The following is a 17562-nucleotide window of genomic DNA, read 5'->3' as shown; positions in this document are numbered from 1 at the left end:
CGATGCCGACGGCACGAATCGTCACCGCATCACCGACGGCAAGGGCACGTATGCCACGCCTTCCTGGGCGGACAGCGGCCGCGTGTTCTTCGTGAGCGATCGCGGCGGGACCGAGTGCGTCTGGAGCGCCCGGGCCGATGCGACGAACCTGAGCCGCATGGCCACGCGTCCCCCGACGCCAGCCCAGCCCAAGGCCAGCACGACGCCGCCCTTTGCCAACACGGGCAACAGCACGATCGACTGAGACTGAAGTCGAGACTCGCTGTCGTCCGATAAGTGATTCGGACGAGCCGCCCGCACGGATGGGGGCGGACGCGCATACCCGCCAGCGACAGGACGTCGACGATGCGGCAATGGAAGTTGGTGCTCTCGCTACTCGCCGCCGGTCTCATGACCGGCGGTTGTCAGCAGAATCGGTACGGCATCGAGCGTTCGATCGCTCTGCCACCCGCGACGCCCGCGCAGGTCTGGGCTGTCGCTCCGGCGGTGAACCTCTCGGGTGAGGCCGGAGTCGATCCGCTGCTGCAGGCGGACTTGCTGTTCAAGAACCTTCAGGCCGTCGGCGGCATCACGGCGCTGCCGGTGAACCGCGTGGCCGAGGCGTATTTGCTTCTGGGCATCAACGGCATCACGAGTCCCGCCGACGCGGCCGCGGTGTGCGAGCTGCTCGGGGCGGACGCCCTCGTCGTGCCGTCGGTGACGCTCTACAACCCGTACGACCCGCCGACGATGGCGGCGGCGATCCAGGTGTTCCCTGCGCGGGGCAGCTTGCTTCGTCCGGTGTCGCTTCCCGACGCCGACGCCGTCCGCGGTCTGACCCGTACCGCCTCGGCCAACACCGCCGAGGTCGCGCTGCCGTCACCGAGTGCGGCGGGGCGGCAGATGATCCAGCAGGTCGGCGTGTTCGACGCACGTGACGGCTCGGTCCGTCGTGCAGCTCAGCAGTACGCGAGTGGTCGATTCGACCCGTCCGGACCGTCGGGCGACCGCTACGTGTTTCTGGTGGCCGATCGGTACAGCAGTTTCGTATATCACGCGCTGCTTTCGGGTCTGATGGACGAGCTGACGAGGCGTCAGGTCGCTGTTGCGGTCCGATAGTTGTAGTGGTCCGGACAGTGCGACTGAAGTCGCACAGCCGCCGGATCACGACCTCAAGTTTTCGACTTCGCTAGACGACGCTTCGGATGAGCCGACATCGCGTCGGAAGGAGCAACATGCACCCCGAATCTCCCAGTTCAGTCGTACCCGATTCCGACGACGCTTTTGCGCCGGAGCGACGTGAGCACGTGCTGAAGCTCGACAAACAGGGGCATTCGTACCGCCTCAGCTACGAGACCGGCAGCGAGAGCGAAGTGCTGTTATCGCTGTCTGAGATGGTGGCCGATCCGTCGCTGCCGTTCGACTGGTTCGACGCTGCGACACTGGGTCATCAAATGGGCGGACATCTCGTCAAAGAATTAGGGGACCTGATGCCGAAGAAGGCAGCATGAGGCGATTTATCGAGCCGCTCCACACTGTGAAGCAGCTGGAAGGTCGCAAGATGCTTGCCGGGCCGACGAGACGGGCACGGGAAGCGGGCGAAGCGATTCCGATGTTCGGAGTGGACTTCGTGCCTGTTCGAGACGTCGTCTCGCCGCGTGGACGTGGATCTGTCCCGCGACGTGCCGCACCGACCTTGGCCAACGGGTCAACGGAACGGCGGTTGATGCCCACCGATCGACGAGCCCGCCGACGCGACGTCGGCACTGGACTCGCGACATGCCACCGATGAACCCCCAGGCCCCGACGGGCCAGACGAACCCTTCGGGCCAACCGTCCGACCTCGACCAACCCTCACGCCCCGCCCCGGCCGACACGCTGCCGGTGCCGCCCGTCACTAACGCTGAGCTTCCCGCCGGCAGCGACGACGAGGCCTCCGACAAGCCGCCGTGCGTGCTGGCGTTCCTCGACTACCTCGAGAACGAGCGACACTTCAGCGACTACACCGTCCGCAGCTACGGCGCCGACCTCGCCCAGTTCACGCAGTTCGTCGCCGGCGAAATCGGCATGAGCTACGGCGGCGACGCGAGGCTTGCCGACGAGACGCCAGTCGACGACCGGCTCAAGTTCGCGTCGCAGGAAACCGTCCGCGATTTCCTGAGCTACCTGCACGCCCAGAACTACACCAAGAGCACCACCGCCCGAAAGCTGGCGACGATGCGGAGCTTCTACAAGTTCCTCATCAAGCGTGGCTCCTGCGAGGTCTCGCCGATGGTCGGCATCCGCACGCCCAAGCAGGAGAAGCGGCTGCCCAAGTGCCTCGACCTCGACGAGGTCCAACGTCTCTTGGATGCGCCCGACGACACCGAGCTGCTCGGCTCGCGTGACAAGGCGATGCTCGAAGTCCTCTACTCCAGCGGCATTCGCGTCAGCGAACTCGTCGAGCTGGGCATGAGCGACATCGACCTGGACGAGGGCATCCTCCGTGTCTGCGGCAAGGGACGAAAGGACCGCCTCACGCCCATCGGCAGCCAGGCGATTCTGGCCGTCCGGCACTACCTGCAGATGCGCGACATCAACCCCGACGACCCGACCGCCACGTCCGGCGTCACGGCGGACAGTCGCATCTTCCTCAACAAGCACGGCGAGCCGCTGTCGACGCGTTCGGTCCGTCGCAAGCTCGACAAGTACCTTCAGATGGTCGGCCTCGATCCGGGCATCAGTCCGCACACGCTGCGTCACTCGTTCGCGACGCACCTGCTCAACAACGGTGCCGACCTGCGGAGTGTGCAGGAGCTGCTGGGCCACCAGAGTCTGTCGACGACACAGGTCTACACGCACCTGACGACCGACCGGATGAAGGAGGCGTACGACGCGGCCCACCCGCGAAGCGGCTCGCCCGAGCAGTCGCCCGTCTCGGCAGGCGTCGGTGAGTCCGAGCCGATCCACCGGCCGACACGCATCGGCCCGGCCGTCCGAACGCCGCCCACGCCGATGCGGCACTCGGCGTAGCCAACTCGACTCTCCTTAACGAGGTCGTCACTCGCTTGTCGGGTGACGGCCTTTTTGCTGGTCACCCCAGACGCGTCGCCACTCGGGCATCGGCGGATCATCCGGCAGCGACGACCAGACCCCGGCCTTGGTCCGAATCGCCTCTCGCTCGGCGGCGATGAGCGTCGAGGCGTACGGATGGTCGACCCGGCGATCTGCAAACGCGAGCCCGGCCTCGACCAACGCCTCGTTCAAGGTCGGCCCCGTGTCGACGCTTGCGAGATAAGCCAGAAGCATGTCGTCTTCGTCACGCGTCGGCACGGCGGGCAGCATCAGAACGGCCTGTCCGCCATGGGCGTCGAGCCATGACTGCGTGAACCCGTCTGCTTCGTCGAGTGCGCTTGGAGCGAAGTCGATTCCAAAGGGTCGAACCGGTGTCGTGTGCTCATCGACGGTCGCGACGAGGTCCCCGGCTTGCATCGAGATCGCTGCGGTCTGTCGGTCCCACCGCGACGCGTCCTGCGCCGGGCCGCACGTCAGTCGCACCAAGACCACCACGCAAGCCACGGCGATCAGACCGACACGAAGGACCGGTCCTCTCCACCTTCGTGATCCCCGATCGCGCGTCATCGTGCGTCCTGAGACTAGCGACTCGACGCAACGTCAACGTCACGACTCCCGGACGACGCGCGTGCTCGGCTCTTCCTCGTCGCGTTCGTTGAGGGCTTGTCGGTACCGACGCCTCGTCGCGAAGAAACCGAAGAGTGCCCAGAGCGATAGCCCAACCGACACCGCGAACAGCCATCGCCCCAGCGGCGTGCCGCCGTCTTCGGACCAGCCGATGCGTTGGTCGTACCACCCCAGGCCGCGGTAGATCAGCACGCCGGTGAACGGGACGAACATGCCACGCAGTCCCGTCAGCATGACGTGAAGGCCCATGTACGTGCCGATGTTGCCCTTGGTCGCGAAGCTGTTCTGCCCGAGCTGCCACGCCAGCTGCCCGCCGCCGAAGCTGGTGCCGACGGCGAACATGCCGATCGCGACGAGCCAGAGCTGATCCGTCGCCGCACCGAGCAAAATGAGCGAGTGCGCCAGGCACGCCGTAACGCCCAGAAGCACACGGAACGTGAGAATGTCCGTGCGATCGAACACCGGTGCCCACGCCTGCATGAGAACGGTGGTCGTGACCAGTGGAATGACGTTCACGACGAAGATCGCCAGCACGTACTGCGTGTCGGGGTCGGTCATCTCGCTGCTGATCACGTGGATCAACGTCGGGAACATGAGCATGAAGCTCGAACCGAGCACGAACTGCCACCACTGGTACGCCCGGAAGATGCGGTCCTCGCGCAGCAGTCGAAAGGCGTCGCGGATGCGTTTGCCAAGACGCCCGACGGCCGAGCCCGCGACACGGCTGCGCATAACGCGGGCGTAGTCCAGGTGAAGCGCGCCGCTCGAGCCGAGGAACATCGACGGCCGCGCAGCGGTCGGGACGAGCCGAGCACGTTTGAGCAAGGTCGTCTCGCCACGCACGCGGATCCGGCTGTACTGCAGAACGCCAAACAGCGAGATGACGGCGACGACCGGATAGATGATCGCAAAGCTCGCCGGCCGCTTGTCCATCGCCAGCGCCGCCGCGAGCGTGACGACCGCGAGGACGAAGTTGTACAGCCCGTTGATGCGTCCGATGACCTGGCCGCGGATGGCGCGCGGGTAGTTGAGTCGCCAGACTGCTGACCGCAGCGTGACGATGCCGCTGGCGATGACGCGTGCGACGATGATCAGCCCCGCGAAGGTCCAACCCGCCACACCGCCCTCGATCGGCAGAAAGACCGTCAGCCCGACCGCGGCCATCGATACGACCAGCCCGATCTGGAGCAAGTTGATGAACGGCACCTTGCGTCGGCTCTCAGCCAGCTCGCTCCAGAGCAACGCCAGGATATTGCCGAACATCGGGGCGGCTGTGATGACGGCGATCAGCAGCGGACCGCCGTCGAAGTACTTGCTGGCCACGACGCCGGTGAACGTCCCCTCCGCCAGCGCTGCCGCCAGTGGGAACGTCGCCGAGCTTTTGAGCTCGTAGGCGTAGTTCCGCCGAACCATGTACGGCTGCCGACGCGGTGCAGCGGCGGCGAGACGGTCGGCAATCGGACTGACAAACGAAGGCAAAGGGGCGGGTCGGGCCGCACGGTAGGAGCGGCCGCTACTGATCCCCCGGGAATGCCTGCAACTCAACCCGCCTCCCGGCATGGCCGTAGCGTCCTTCACCTCTTCGAACGCCTCCTCATGAGACAGCTCTTCCTCGCCGCCTGTTGCACCATGGCCATCTCGCCCGCGCTTCTCGCCGACAACGGCTACCCCGAGGCCCGGCAGGGCGACGCCTCGACCGACTTCCACGGCACCGTCGTCGCCGACCCGTTCCGGTGGCTCGAAGACGCCGCAGCGGACGAGACGCGGTCGTTCATCGATGCCCAGAACACGCTGTTCACGTCGTACGTCAACGCTGACCTTGTCGAGACGATCAACGCCCGGCTCAACACGCTGATCGATTACCCGCGAACCAGCTTGCCCTCTCGCGTCGGCAAGCCCGACACGGACGGCACCGGCATCGAAGGCCGCGGGATCCAGACGTTCGTCTCCAAGAACACCGGCCTGCAGAACCACAGCGTCCTCCACATCGCCGGCCCGGCCACCGACGGCGAGACGGTTCCGTTGCTCGACCCCAACAGCTGGTCCGACGACGGCACCACCGCGCTCGCTGGCACCTGGGCGTCGCCTGACGGCACCACGATCGCCTACGGCATCAGCGAAGGCGGCAGCGACAACCGCACCATCAAGCTCATGGACCTCCGCCCGGGCAAGCTCGGCGAGCACTACGACGAGGTGCTCACCGACATGCGGTTCAGCGGCATCGCGTGGCACCGAACCGGACGCGGCTTCTGGTACTCGAAGTACCCCGACGCGGCCGACGTCGACGGGGCCCGGCTGAACCAGACGATCTACTGGCACGACCTCGACACCGACCCCGAGCAGGACACGGAGGTCTTCGCCAGGCCGGATGATCCGGAGCTTGGGCTCTTCCCGTTCAAGACGAATGACGGGCAGTTCCTGGTCGTCTACGTCTACCGCGGCACCGATCGCCGCAGCGGCCTGCACGTGCGCGACGCCTGCTGCAATCCGGGTGAAGCCGGCGAGTTCGAACTGCTCTTCGAGCCGGGCGTTGCTGAGTACAGCGTCGTCGATGATCCGACCGTCACCACCGATGAGGGCGACAAGCCGATGCTCGTCATCTTGACCAATCGCGATGCCCCGGCCGGAAAGCTCGTCCGCGTCGACCCGGCCAATCCGGAGCCCGAGAACTGGGTAACGCTCATCGACGAGCCGACGGAGCCCGGCACGCAGATCGAAGCCGTCGTTCGGGCGGGCGATCGCTACGTCGTCGAGCTGATGAAGGACGCCCGCAGCGAGCTGCTCCACTACGACCTCGAAGGCGGCGACATGAAGGTCATCGAGCTGCCGACCGTCGGCACCGTCGCCGGCATCGACGCGGACGCCGCGTACGGCGACATTCACTTCGGCTTCACCAGCTACACGTACCCGACCACGCCATTCCGCTATGAGCTGGCGACGGGCCAACTGACCAAGATCGCCGACAACAGCCCGGCCGGGTTCGACCCGGACGCGTACGTGACCTCGCAGGTCTTCTACACGAGCAAGGACGGCACGCAGGTGCCGATGTTCATCACGCACAAGAAGGGCCTGCAGCCCGACGGCGATGCACCGACGATCCTCTACGGCTACGGCGGGTTCAACGTCAGCCTGACGCCCGGCTTCAGCAGCGCTCGACTCGCGTGGCTTGAGCAGAGCGGCGTGTATGCGGTCGCCAACCTTCGCGGCGGTGGCGAGTACGGGCCGGCCTGGCACGAGGCCGGCAAGCTGGCGAACAAGCAGAACGTCTTCGACGACTTCATCTCAGCGGCCGAGTACCTGATCGACGAAGGCTTCACCTCGGCAGACAAGCTCGCGATCCAGGGCGGCAGCAACGGCGGCCTGCTCACCGCGGCCGTCGTCATTCAGCGGCCGGAACTCTTCGGCGCCATCCACTCGGCCGTGCCGGTGACGGACATGCTGAGGTATCACACGTTCGGCACCGGTCGGTTCTGGACGGTCGAGTACGGCAATCCGGATGAGGACGCCGAGGCGTTCGAGTACCTGATGGCCTACAGCCCGCTGAACAACGCCCGGTTGTTGGACGACCTGCCGCCCGTGCTGGTGACCACCGGCGACGGCGACGACCGGGTGGTCCCCGCCCACAGTCTGAAGTGGGTCGCCGCCATGCAGGCCGCCAACCCGGACGCGGCCGGGCCAATCCTGCTCCGCTACGACGTCGGCACCGGCCACGGCGCCGGCAAGCCGCTGGCCAAGGCGCTGGAAGAACTCGCAGAGACGTACGCCTTCTTCGCTGAAGCGCTCGGCATGGACTGGCAATAGCGGGGGCGACCCGTCAGGGACAACGCAATGACGCAAAGAAGCAAAGTGCCGCAAAGGTGAAGCGGATAGGGTGCGACGGGTTCGCACTTCTTCTGACTTTGCGCCTCTTTGCCTCTTTGCGCCTTTGCGTTTCCCTGACTGCCCGCCGATGACCTTTGCTCACGACCTCCTCGCTGCCGTTCGGGACAAGTCGTCACGCGTCTGCGTCGGGATCGATCCGATGCCGGAGCGGTTTCCCGAGGCGATTCGGCCGACGAGCGACGATCCGCGAGCGATCGTCGACAGCTTCTACGAGTTCACGACGGGCGTCCTCGACGCCGTGGCCGACGTGGCGGCGTGTGTGAAGTTTCAGTCGGCCTACTTCGAGCGCTACCACGCGGACGGCGTCGAGGCGTACTTCGAGCTGATCGGCGAGGCCAAGCAGAAAGGCCTGCTCGTCATCGGCGACGCCAAGCGCGGCGACATCGGTGCGACCAGCGCCGCCTACGCCGCTGGACACCTCGGCCCGCACCCGGCCGACGATGCCGACACGCCAGATGCGCTCACGGTCAACCCGATGCTCGGCCTCGACACGCTCGACTCCTTCGGCGAGGTCGCCGCCGATCACGGCAAGGGCTTGTTCGTCCTCGTCCGCACGAGCAACCCCGGCAGCGCCGACTTGCAGGACGTCGTGCTGCAGGACGGCCGGACCTGGAGCGAGATGTTGGCCGACGAGCTCTTCAAGATGACCGCCGGAAACTCGGAGGACGGGCTGAGCTTCATCAACGCGGTCGTCGGCGCGACGCAACCGCACACGATGGCGTCGCTCCGCAAGCGACTGCCGCGGTCGTTCTTCCTGCTCCCCGGCTACGGCACCCAGGGCGGCACCGCCGAAACCGCGAAGGCGGCGTTCGCGGAAGGGACGCCCGGCGCGATCGTGAGTGCCAGTCGCAGCGTGCTCTACCCGACGGAGCGTTCTGGCGACTGGAAGCAATCGATCGCACACGCTGCTCAAGCGATGCGCCGCGATCTGGCAAGCGTGGTCGGGTGAGTCTGAAGCATGCGCAAAAGTGCGTCGCGTGAACGAATCACCGCTAAACAGAGTTGATGCACCGACCATTCCCTCGACGGACGCACGTCGGACGACCGATCAATCGGATCATGAATCACGCACCCGAATGCGCCGGTGCGACGTCGGGCACCTCGACGACACCCGGACCCGGTTGCCCCGTCATCTGACCATCGGCATTGCGGACGATCGGCCGATACAGCGTGTCGCGCTCGACGGGCTCGCGACCAGCGTCGCGGATCGTCCGGCAGAGCGTGTCGACGTGAAGTTCCTGACGCTGCGTCCCGCCGCCGGCCTGGCGTTTGGTGATGTCGTACCAGACGACCGTGCCGTCGAGGTCGTCGCAGCCGTAGCGGAGGGCGACCTGCGACAGGCCGAGCGACTGCATGATCCAGAACGCCTTGATGTGGGCGATGTTGTTGCACATCAGCCGGGCGAGCGCCAGCGTCCGCAGGTCGGTCAACCCGGTCGGCCCGGGCAGGTGGCCCAGTTCGCTGTGCTCCGGGATGAACGACAGGGGTATGACGCAGTTGAAGCAGCTCTTGCCCTGCTCGTCGATCGCGGCGGCCGTCTGGTCGCTGGTCGGCGGGACGTCGGGGTCCAGGCCCATGGCCCGCAGGCTGTCGGCCTGGTGGTCGCGGAGCTTGATCAGGTGTTGGACACGCTCGTCGGCCCCCTCGATGTGGCCGTAGAGCATGGTCGCGTTGCTGAAGAGCCCGGCATCGTGGGCGGCGCGGTGGACGCCGAACCACTTGTCCTCGCGGACCTTGCCCTTGAACGCCTCGTCGTGGACGCGGTCGTCGAAGATTTCCGCACCGCCGCCGGGGAGACTGCCGAGGCCGGCCTTGCGAAGCTGCGTCAAAACCTCGCCGATCGACATGCGGGCGATGCGGCTGAAGTGGACGATCTCGATCGCCGTGAACGCCTTGATGTGCAGCCCCGGAGCGGCCTCACGGATGCCGCGGAGGAAGTCGAGGTAGTAGTCGAACTTGTGCCACGGATGCAGCCCGCCGACGATGTGAACCTCGGTCGCGCCGTCATCCCAGGCCTTCTGGGCGGTCGCGACGATCTGCTCGACGGGCATCTCGTACGCCCCGGCCTCGCCGCGTTTGCGGTAGAAGCTGCAGAACTTGCAGCTCAGGGCGCAGACGTTGGTGTAGTTGATGTGGCGGTTGCGGTTGTAGAACGCGACGTCGCCGTGCAGGCGTTCCTTCATCGCATTGGCCAGCCGACCAACGCCGTGCAAGTCACGCGTCGTTGCGAGCAGTCGCCCGTCCTCGAACGACAGCGGAACGCCTTCGCGCACCTTGGCGGCGATGGGTTTGAGCTCGGGATCGCTCACGCGGAAGCGGTCGGTCGGAGCAGGCACGCCCAAGCATAATCGACCACGTGCGACAATCCGATCATTTTCGTCGGAACTGAAACATGTGACTTCGGCCGAGAAGCGTCACCGTTCACGCTGCCTTCTGCAGCTCGACGGCTTCGGCGTGGTGGTGGCTGGTGCGGTCTTCCCAGATGGACTGGGCACGACGCAGGTACCGCTGCAGCGTGGCCGGGTCTTCCTGCTCGCGGATGGAGAGGCGGGTCTGCTCGCGAAGGGCGCCGAGGAACTGGAACGCGGTCGCGTCGCGGCCGAGGTGGATGTTGATCGCGGCGAGCTGGTACGCCGCCTTGTACATTGCAACGCCTTTGCACGAGGCGAACGCCTTGCCGAGCCACTCGGCGGCGGCGAGGCGGTGCTTCAGGACACGCTCGAACGGGGCTCCGGTCTTCTCCCGCAGCATCGCTCGACGAAGCTCGTAGTTGCCCAGGCGAAGCAGCTCCAGGTTGCGGCGGACGGGCGAGGCCTCGTAGAGCAGTCGGCTCGTCGCAATCGCGAGCTCGTAGGCGACCAGGGCTTCCTTCTCGGAGCGGTTCCAGGAGAAGAACGACTCTTCCGGCTCGCCGCCGAGTCGCTCGAAGGCGACCAGGCCTCGATGGCCGGCGGCGGTCGTGATCTTGCCGCGGGTGCCGGGATCGATGCGATAGGCGGCCCGGCTGGCACCGCGTTCCTGCACGGTCGCGACGCCGCGATCCGGGTCGTCGAAGTAGTTGGGGTCGTTGGTCGTGAAGAAACACTCGCGACACACGATCAGGCCGGCGAGGTTGTAATCGACAAAGTCACGCCCATCCGCCGTGGCCGGCGCGTAGGTCGGCACGTCGAAGAGATCGACGTCGCTGGCGACCTTGCCGGTGCGGAGCTGGTAGAAGTCCACCGGCACGCCGAACGAGTGGAACGGGCACGACAGCTCGCGTTTGAGCAGCGCGCCGCAGTCGCGGACGCGTTTGGATCGTCCCTTGGTGTCGCCGCTGGCGTCGCGTCGCATCTGTCCGGCCTCGCGGCTGAAGGTGGCGGCGCTGCGGAAGCTCTTGCGGATCGCGCCGCAGGTGAGCGGCCGCTGCATCAGGCCAAACGCGTCGAACTCCTTGAGCCGGCGGACGCCGCGTGCGTCGGCATCGGCCGGTGCGAGCAGAATGATCGCGGTGGCGGCGGTCGTCGGGTTGCGCGAGAGAATGCGTGTCGTCGTGCCGATGTCCAGCCCGTCGACTGACGCGTCGAGCATCAAGATATCGGGTGCGTGTCGCGTGGCCGTCGGCACGACGTCCCGTGGATTCGAGATGATCTCCACCTTCGCGCCTTCGCCTGCCAGGACGGTCTGAAAGGCGGTCACCTCCGCGGGATTGCCGTCGATGATGAGGACGTTGATGTCCTTGAGCGAGGCATCACCATCCGCTGCGGGTTCGGCTTGATCGATGGCAGGTGGCTGGTGCGGCACAAACGGTACATCGATCCGATGGACGGGCGTGTTAAGCCCAGCGGTGTTTCGGCGTGGTCGGACGAGGCCTGCCACCGTGGCAGGCGGCTATTCGGCCGCTGCCAGCGGGCGCGTGGGTTGGCGGCTGGACCCGCTTCAGGACGCGTCAGAGCCGAATCTCCTTCCGGCACGGCCTTTGTTCATGCTGGCTTGGCCGCACGTCGGCCGACTCCACTCGAACCCAACACCGCGACGCCGCAAGGATCGCGGCCCACAAGAAAGCACGACCACCTATGGCCAAAATCATCGGAATCGACCTGGGCACGACCAACAGCGTGGTCAGCGTCATGGAGGGCGATCAGCCCAAAGTCCTCATCAACTCCCGCGGCAACCGCATCACGCCGTCCGTCGTCGCCTTCACCGACAAGGGTGAGCGGCTCGTCGGCGAGCCCGCCCGGCACCAGCAGGTCACCAACCCCAAGAACACCGTCTTTTCCGTCAAGCGGTTCATGGGCCGTCGGCACAACGAGATCGAGGCCGAAGAGAAGACCGTCCCGTACGAAGTCACCGGCAGCGACGACGAGTACGTCAAGATCAAGGTGCGGGAGGAGACGTTCACGCCCGAGCAGGTCTCGGCCTTCATCCTCGGCGACCTCAAGAAGACCGCTGAGGACTACCTCGGCGAGACCGTCACCGAAGCCGTCGTGACGGTGCCGGCCTACTTCAACGACGCCCAGCGTCAGGCCACCAAGCAGGCCGGCGAGATCGCCGGCCTCAAAGTGCTCCGCGTGCTCCCCGAGCCGACGGCGGCCGCCCTCGCGTTCGGCACGGACAAGAAGCAGAGCGGCAAGATCTTCGTCTTCGACCTCGGCGGCGGCACGTTCGACGTCTCGGTCCTCGACATCGACAAAGACGGCGACGAGTCGCTGTTCGAAGTCCTCAGCATCGCCGGCGACACCCACCTCGGCGGCGACGACTTCGACGAGGAGATCATCGACTGGCTCGCCGGCGAGTTCAAGAAGCAGGAGGGCATCGACCTCCGCAACGACCCGATGGCCCTGCAGCGGCTCAAGGAAGCTGCCGAGAAGGCCAAGAAGGAGCTGTCGAGCAACGTCGAGACGAACATCAACCTGCCGTTCATCACGGCCGACCAGAACGGTCCCAAGCACCTCAACCTGACGCTCACGCGTTCGGCCTTCGAGGGCCTGATCGACAAGTTCGGGGCCCGCATCAAGGAGCCAGTCCTCAAGGCGCTCGAAGACGCCAAGCTCAAGCCGGGCGAGATCGATGACGTCCTGCTCGTGGGCGGATCGACCCGCATTCCGTTCGTCCAGAAGATCGTCAAGGACGTCTTCGGCAAGGAGCCGAACAAGAGCGTCAACCCCGACGAGGTCGTCGCCATGGGTGCGGCCGTCCAGGGCGGCATCGCCAAGGGGGACGTCAAGGACATCCTCGTCCTCGACGCGACCCCGCTGAGCCTCGGCGTCGAGACGCTGGGCGGCGTGATGACCAAGCTCATCGAGCGGAACACCACCATCCCGACCAGCAAGTCGGAGACGTTCAGCACCGCTGCCGACTCGCAGACGACCGTGACGGTCCGCGTCCTGCAGGGCGAGCGCGAGTTCGCCAAGGACAACCGGCTGCTGGGCGAGTTCAACCTCAACGAGATCCCGCCGGCGCCGCGCGGCGTGCCGCAGATCGAGGTGACGTTCAACATCGACGTCAACGGCATCCTGAGCGTCAAGGCCATCGACAAGTCGAGCGGCAAGGAAGCTTCGATCGAGGTCAAGGGCTCGGGCGGCTTGAGCGACGAAGAGGTCGAGCGCATGAAGCGCGAGGCCGAGCAGAACGCCGAAGCCGACAAGGCGCGTCGCGAGGTCGTCGACCTCCGCAACCAGGCCGACGGTGCGATCGCCAGTGCCGAGAAGCTGCTCACTGGCGAGGACTCGGACAAGATCCCGGCCGACGTCCGCAGCGAGGTCGAGAGCGCGGTCAACCGTCTGAAGGAGGTCAAGGACCAGGACGACGCCGACGTGCTCAAGAAGAGCCTGGACAACCTCAACACGGCCGTCATGAAGATCGGCGAAGCCGCCTACGCCGCGTCGCAGGCTGCAGCGGGTGGACCCGAAGCCACGGCCGAAGCCGAAGGCGGCGGTGCCGCTCCCGAGGCCGAGTCCGACCGGGCCAAGCCCGAGGACGACGACGTCATCGACGCGGAGTACGAGGTGAAGAAGGAGTAGCCGGCGCTACTGCGACACAACCCGCGCTCGCCACCACCGAGCGACTTCCCCCGAGCCCCGCGACCGCCGCGGGGCTCGGCTCGTTGATGGGTTGAAGAGTGAAGAGCCCGATGATGCCCCCGACCAGCAGGTAGCTGCTACGGCCCGCGGTCGGGTCTCAGGTCGCGTCAGACTGCGGGCCCGTAGCCCCGCAGCTACCAGGGACACTTCTTCCGTCTCTCACGTCAGGCCCGCTGACCAGTTGGTCAGCAGCTACCGCTCAAGCTCCGGATCGCCGACGAGCATCGAAGTGAACACACGGTCTTGCTCCCAGCGAATCGACCCATCCCCGAACAGGACGTTGGCTCCGTCGCCCTCGTGCAGGTGCGGCACGCAAGACCCGATCATCATTCCCGGGTCGCCCAAAGCTCCGCGGTCGAGGAAGACGAGGTAGCTGCAATTGGCTCCGATCACGATGCTGCCGGTCATCGGGCCTCTTGCCCGATCGTTCGGACAGATGAGTCGCTCGCGGTCAAGTGGCATCGCTTCCGCCAGCGCGTCTAGCGAGGACGGCATGGCTCCGTCGAAAGCGTTCGCGTAGTCGTGGATGACCTGTCCCAGGTACCGAAGGTTGGACGCGCATTTGATCCTCTGGGAAACCTCCCGTGACCGGCCTAGCGCCGGCGACAGCCGGGGCACGGCCGCCAGCCCGGCGAGACCGACGATCAGGCAAAGCAGAGCTGATCTCGCCCCGGTCTTCTTACGCTGCACGCGGATCAGTCGGACCCCACGGATCGTCGTGGTCCGCATGAGCGCGACTGCGGCAGCGAGCAGCGTCGCCAATGCCGTGATCAGAACGAGCCCCTGCGTCCGGTACCCTCAAACAAGGATGACGAGGACGACCAGCGCTGCCGCCACTCGGGCAACGATGGCCCACACATCGAGCGAAGGCTTACGATCCATTGTCGGCCCCGCGTAGCCCAGGACCTGGGCGGCGGGCGTGTCGGGTCCGTCTGGTGATTCGTCCGGCATGGCGCGTTGCTGACGGTACCACGCGACCGTCCACGGGCGACGCGACCGCTCCCGAGCGCTCCCATGGAGACCCCAGCCGCGGGCTTACAGCCCACGGTCCCGAAGCGGGCTCGACGGCAAGCTAAGAGGAGCCACAGCATGCCCCTCCGTCATCCCGAACGTAGCCGAAGGGCATCGCAGCAAGACACCCATCGCGCCCGCGTCCGGGCGAGGTCCTTCGACTCGCTCCGCTCGCTCAGCATGACGGATGGGGCTGCACCCGGCTCAGGGCTTCTCCGACTCCACCGCTGTCATCTGCTGAGCCAAAAGCTTCGCCAGCTCGCGGTAACCGGTTGGCCTCACGCTGCCGTCCGCGTAGAGCACGATCGTCTGCGTCGGCTGTCCTTCGTCGTCGGCGGAACCATGGCCGTGGATGCAGAAGCCGACCACGGCGTCCGGTGATGCGCTGGCAAAGTCGCTCGATATCTGATCGAGGAACAGCCCGTAGCTGGACGTCGTGCCCACTTCGAGTGGCAGGCCGGCGACCTCGTCGCCTGCCGGGCAAGCGAAGACCTCTGGGAACAGGTCGTATTCCGCCACGAGGGTCTCAGCGTTCGGCGGTGTCACGCCATCGGTGTCGATCGTGTACTGGATCGCGGCCTGCGCGATCTGGCGAAGATGGCTGACACAGCGGGTTGTCGACCAGACGTTGGCGTAGTTGCCGCGTGGCTGCATCGCCAGGGCGAGCAGGCCAAGCCCTGCCCCGACGAGCCCGAGGAAGACCAGGAGGCGTCCGCGACGTGGCCTTGCGAACCGCTCGACGTGCACGCGGCTGATCTGACGAGTCTGCCAGAGGGCAAGTGCTGACACGAGAACCGCGGCGACGCAAAGTCCAGCAAGGGCAAGCGGTCCGTTCTCGGTCCGCCAACCGAGGCTGAGGGCAAGGAACGGGATGAGCAGCACGCAGAAGCTGCCCAACACGAGTGACACCCACGCAGCCATCACGATCGGCTTCGGCTCGTCTGGACGAGGACCCGCATAGCCGAGCACCGGCTCGGCGGGCTTGGTGGGTCGGTCTGGTCGATCACCGGGCATGACGCGCCGTCGACGGTACCACGAGCCCGTCGACCGAACACTCGTCCGCTCGCGACCGCTCATCCAGTGACCCCAGCCGCGGGCCTACGGCCCGCAGGTCCGACGACGCAGGAGACATCCACCTGCTGCCGCCCCGCAACGGAGCACACGCGGAAAACGCGATTTTCAACTAAGAATCGTGCATCGCGCGCCGTCGAACCGGCGGGTCGTAGACCCGCGGCTGACATCGCTGACGGGATCGCGCACCGGGCCGTGTCAGTCGTCAACGCGTTGCATGACTCACCGCCTGATCGCGAAGCCCGTCTCACCCTGTGGCCCGCGGACGTCGGTCTGTTCGTCGGTGATGTACCGGCCCAGGACCTCGCGGACGCTTGCCAGGAAACCCGCGACGACCGCCGGCTCGCCTTCGGCGGCGAGTTCGACGCGGCCGTCAGGGAGGTTCTTCACGTAGCCGGCCACGGCGAAGCCGCGGGAAATCGAGCGAGTCGTCGCTCGAAATCCGACGCCCTGGACCCGGCCGGTGTACGTGACGAGCTTGCGAATCGTGTTGGCCATCAGCGTGTTGCGTAGGGTGGGCCCGGGCCCACCATTCGGAGTCATTCCGTCGCAGAGGTGGGCCGGGGCCCACCCTACGGGGCGATCACGTGCCGAAGATGCGGTCGCCGGCGTCGCCGAGGCCGGGGCGGATGTAGTGCCGCTCGTCCAGCTCGCGATCCACCTCGGCCGCGAAGACCGGCACGTCCGGATGCTCCGCCTCCAGCTTTGCGATGCCCTCCGGGGCGGCGACCAAGCACATGAACCGGATGTTGCTCGCGCTCACGCCTTGGCTCTTCAGGAACGCGATGCACCGACACGCACTGCCGCCTGTTGCCAGCATCGGGTCCGTGACGATCGTCTCGCATAAGGCAATGTCCGGTGGGAGTTTATGGTAGTACGCTCCGGCCTCGGCGGTCTTCTCGTCGCGCTCGAGCCCGACGTGGCCGACGCGGCAGTCGGTGATGAGCCGCATCACGCCGCTGGTCATGCCAAGGCCCGCCCGCAGAATCGGCACCAGACAGACCGGCCTCGCAAGCTCATGGCCGACAGTGGGTTCCAGCGGCGTCGTGATCGACCGCTCCCGCGTCGGCATACTCCGCGTGATCTCGTACGTCATCAGCATCGCCACCTCCTCGACCAGCGCCCGAAACGCCCGGCTCTCGGTCCGGCGGTCGCGCAGCTCCGCGAGCTTGGTGCGGATGACAGGGTGGTCGAGGGTTGTGAGCATGATTGGCAAATCGCTGATGTGAAGGGGCTTACGATGACGCCTGCAGCGGTGACTCTTCGTACGGCTGGACGACGACCCAGCCCACGCCCCCACCGCCGGCGTTGCCGTCGAACTGCATCTGGAAGCTCTCGCCCGAGCCTCGGCCGACGAAGGTCTTGAGGCTGACGTCGGTCTTGAAGCCGGGGTTGAGGTTGCCGCTCCAGGCGACGGTCGCGTTGGGGTCGGTGAAGACGGTCTCGCCGGGGCGGACGCGGAGGGTGAGCGGGTCGTGGTGCGTGCCGATGCAGACCAGACCCGTGCCCTCGACGCGGACGTTGAAGAGCCCACCGCTGACGACGGCAGCCATCTTCTTCATCATCTTGACGTCGTAGCTCAACGACGACTCAAAGGCGAGCAGATCCTCCCCGTTGACGACCACTGCGTCGCCCTGTAACTGCAAGATGGTCAACTTCTTACCGGTGTCGGCTAGGTAGACCTTGCCTTGGCCCTCGGCCTTGGTGAGCTTGGCACCTTCGCCGGTGAACTGACGCTTGAGGAACTTGCCGAGCCCCTCCTCCATGACGCCCTGTCGCGTGAACTTCACCTGGCCTCGGTAGGCGACCATGCCGCCCATCTTGGTCCAGACCATGCCGTGGGACGCGCCGTCGAGATTGACCTCGAGCATGCGGG

General features: G+C 66.3%; 17 protein-coding genes. 7 read left to right on the top strand and 10 right to left on the bottom strand.

What is annotated here, in order from left to right; translation table 11 throughout:
- The 4 genes from AAGI46_08205 to xerC all read left to right on the top strand — a co-directional run.
- A partial coding sequence (locus AAGI46_08205) for a hypothetical protein (GenBank protein MEM1012189.1) occupies positions 1 to 244 on the top strand: 244 nt, incomplete at its 5' end.
- Between the two features lie 101 nt (positions 245 to 345).
- Positions 346 to 1098: a hypothetical protein gene (locus tag AAGI46_08200; GenBank protein ID MEM1012188.1), complete on the top strand. Its 753-nt coding sequence runs from the start codon at positions 346 to 348 to the stop codon at positions 1096 to 1098.
- A 116-nt stretch (positions 1099 to 1214) separates the two neighbouring features.
- Positions 1215 to 1490 carry a hypothetical protein gene (locus AAGI46_08195; protein ID MEM1012187.1) on the top strand — a complete coding sequence of 92 codons (276 nt, stop codon included), beginning with the start codon at positions 1215 to 1217 and terminating at the stop codon, positions 1488 to 1490.
- A gap of 268 nt (positions 1491 to 1758) precedes the next feature.
- Positions 1759 to 2991 carry a tyrosine recombinase XerC gene (gene xerC, locus AAGI46_08190; GenBank protein MEM1012186.1) on the top strand — a complete coding sequence of 411 codons (1233 nt, stop codon included), beginning with the start codon at positions 1759 to 1761 and terminating at the stop codon, positions 2989 to 2991.
- 27 nt (positions 2992 to 3018) lie between these two features.
- Here xerC and AAGI46_08185 read toward each other — a convergent pair whose 3' ends face one another.
- The gene (locus tag AAGI46_08185) at positions 3019 to 3450 is read right to left on the bottom strand and encodes a thermonuclease family protein (protein MEM1012185.1); all 432 of its coding nucleotides are present in this window, start codon (positions 3448 to 3450) and stop codon (positions 3019 to 3021) included.
- 189 nt (positions 3451 to 3639) lie between these two features.
- Positions 3640 to 5073 carry an MFS transporter gene (locus AAGI46_08180; protein ID MEM1012184.1) on the bottom strand — a complete coding sequence of 478 codons (1434 nt, stop codon included), beginning with the start codon at positions 5071 to 5073 and terminating at the stop codon, positions 3640 to 3642.
- 183 nt (positions 5074 to 5256) lie between these two features.
- Between AAGI46_08180 and AAGI46_08175 the strand changes: the two genes are divergently transcribed.
- Positions 5257 to 7461: a prolyl oligopeptidase family serine peptidase gene (locus AAGI46_08175; protein MEM1012183.1), complete on the top strand. Its 2205-nt coding sequence runs from the start codon at positions 5257 to 5259 to the stop codon at positions 7459 to 7461.
- A gap of 148 nt (positions 7462 to 7609) precedes the next feature.
- A complete protein-coding gene (pyrF, locus tag AAGI46_08170; protein MEM1012182.1) occupies positions 7610 to 8491 on the top strand; it encodes an orotidine-5'-phosphate decarboxylase in 882 nt (293 codons plus the stop codon).
- A 115-nt stretch (positions 8492 to 8606) separates the two neighbouring features.
- Here pyrF and AAGI46_08165 read toward each other — a convergent pair whose 3' ends face one another.
- Positions 8607 to 9878, bottom strand: coding sequence for a CofH family radical SAM protein (locus tag AAGI46_08165; GenBank protein ID MEM1012181.1), 1272 nt, complete (start codon positions 9876 to 9878; stop codon positions 8607 to 8609).
- Between the two features lie 85 nt (positions 9879 to 9963).
- The gene (locus AAGI46_08160) at positions 9964 to 11325 is read right to left on the bottom strand and encodes a hypothetical protein (protein MEM1012180.1); all 1362 of its coding nucleotides are present in this window, start codon (positions 11323 to 11325) and stop codon (positions 9964 to 9966) included.
- 272 nt (positions 11326 to 11597) lie between these two features.
- On the opposite strand from AAGI46_08160, the gene dnaK reads away from it, so the two are divergent.
- Complete coding sequence (gene dnaK / locus AAGI46_08155; GenBank protein ID MEM1012179.1) at positions 11598 to 13544, top strand: molecular chaperone DnaK; 1947 nt, start codon at positions 11598 to 11600, stop codon at positions 13542 to 13544.
- Between the two features lie 252 nt (positions 13545 to 13796).
- Here dnaK and AAGI46_08150 read toward each other — a convergent pair whose 3' ends face one another.
- The 6 genes from AAGI46_08150 to AAGI46_08125 form a co-directional block, all read right to left on the bottom strand.
- Positions 13797 to 14099 carry an H-X9-DG-CTERM domain-containing protein gene (locus AAGI46_08150; protein MEM1012178.1) on the bottom strand — a complete coding sequence of 101 codons (303 nt, stop codon included), beginning with the start codon at positions 14097 to 14099 and terminating at the stop codon, positions 13797 to 13799.
- A gap of 303 nt (positions 14100 to 14402) precedes the next feature.
- Positions 14403 to 14555, bottom strand: coding sequence for a hypothetical protein (locus AAGI46_08145; GenBank protein ID MEM1012177.1), 153 nt, complete (start codon positions 14553 to 14555; stop codon positions 14403 to 14405).
- Positions 14556 to 14819: 264 nt separating this feature from the next.
- Entirely contained in the window at positions 14820 to 15629 is an 810-nt protein-coding gene (locus AAGI46_08140) for a hypothetical protein (protein MEM1012176.1), read from the bottom strand.
- A 279-nt stretch (positions 15630 to 15908) separates the two neighbouring features.
- Positions 15909 to 16184, bottom strand: a complete 276-nt coding sequence (locus tag AAGI46_08135; protein MEM1012175.1) for an acylphosphatase — start codon at positions 16182 to 16184, stop codon at positions 15909 to 15911.
- An 85-nt stretch (positions 16185 to 16269) separates the two neighbouring features.
- Positions 16270 to 16893, bottom strand: coding sequence for a uracil phosphoribosyltransferase (upp, locus tag AAGI46_08130; GenBank protein ID MEM1012174.1), 624 nt, complete (start codon positions 16891 to 16893; stop codon positions 16270 to 16272).
- 28 nt (positions 16894 to 16921) lie between these two features.
- The coding region (locus tag AAGI46_08125; GenBank protein MEM1012173.1) for an AIM24 family protein at positions 16922 to 17562 on the bottom strand (641 nt) is incomplete at its 5' end.

The organism is Planctomycetota bacterium (assembly GCA_038746835.1).
GTDB lineage: Bacteria > Planctomycetota > Phycisphaerae > Tepidisphaerales > Tepidisphaeraceae > JBCDKH01.
Note: the sequence above shows the minus strand (reverse complement) of the source record. Positions and strands in the feature narration are given on the sequence as shown.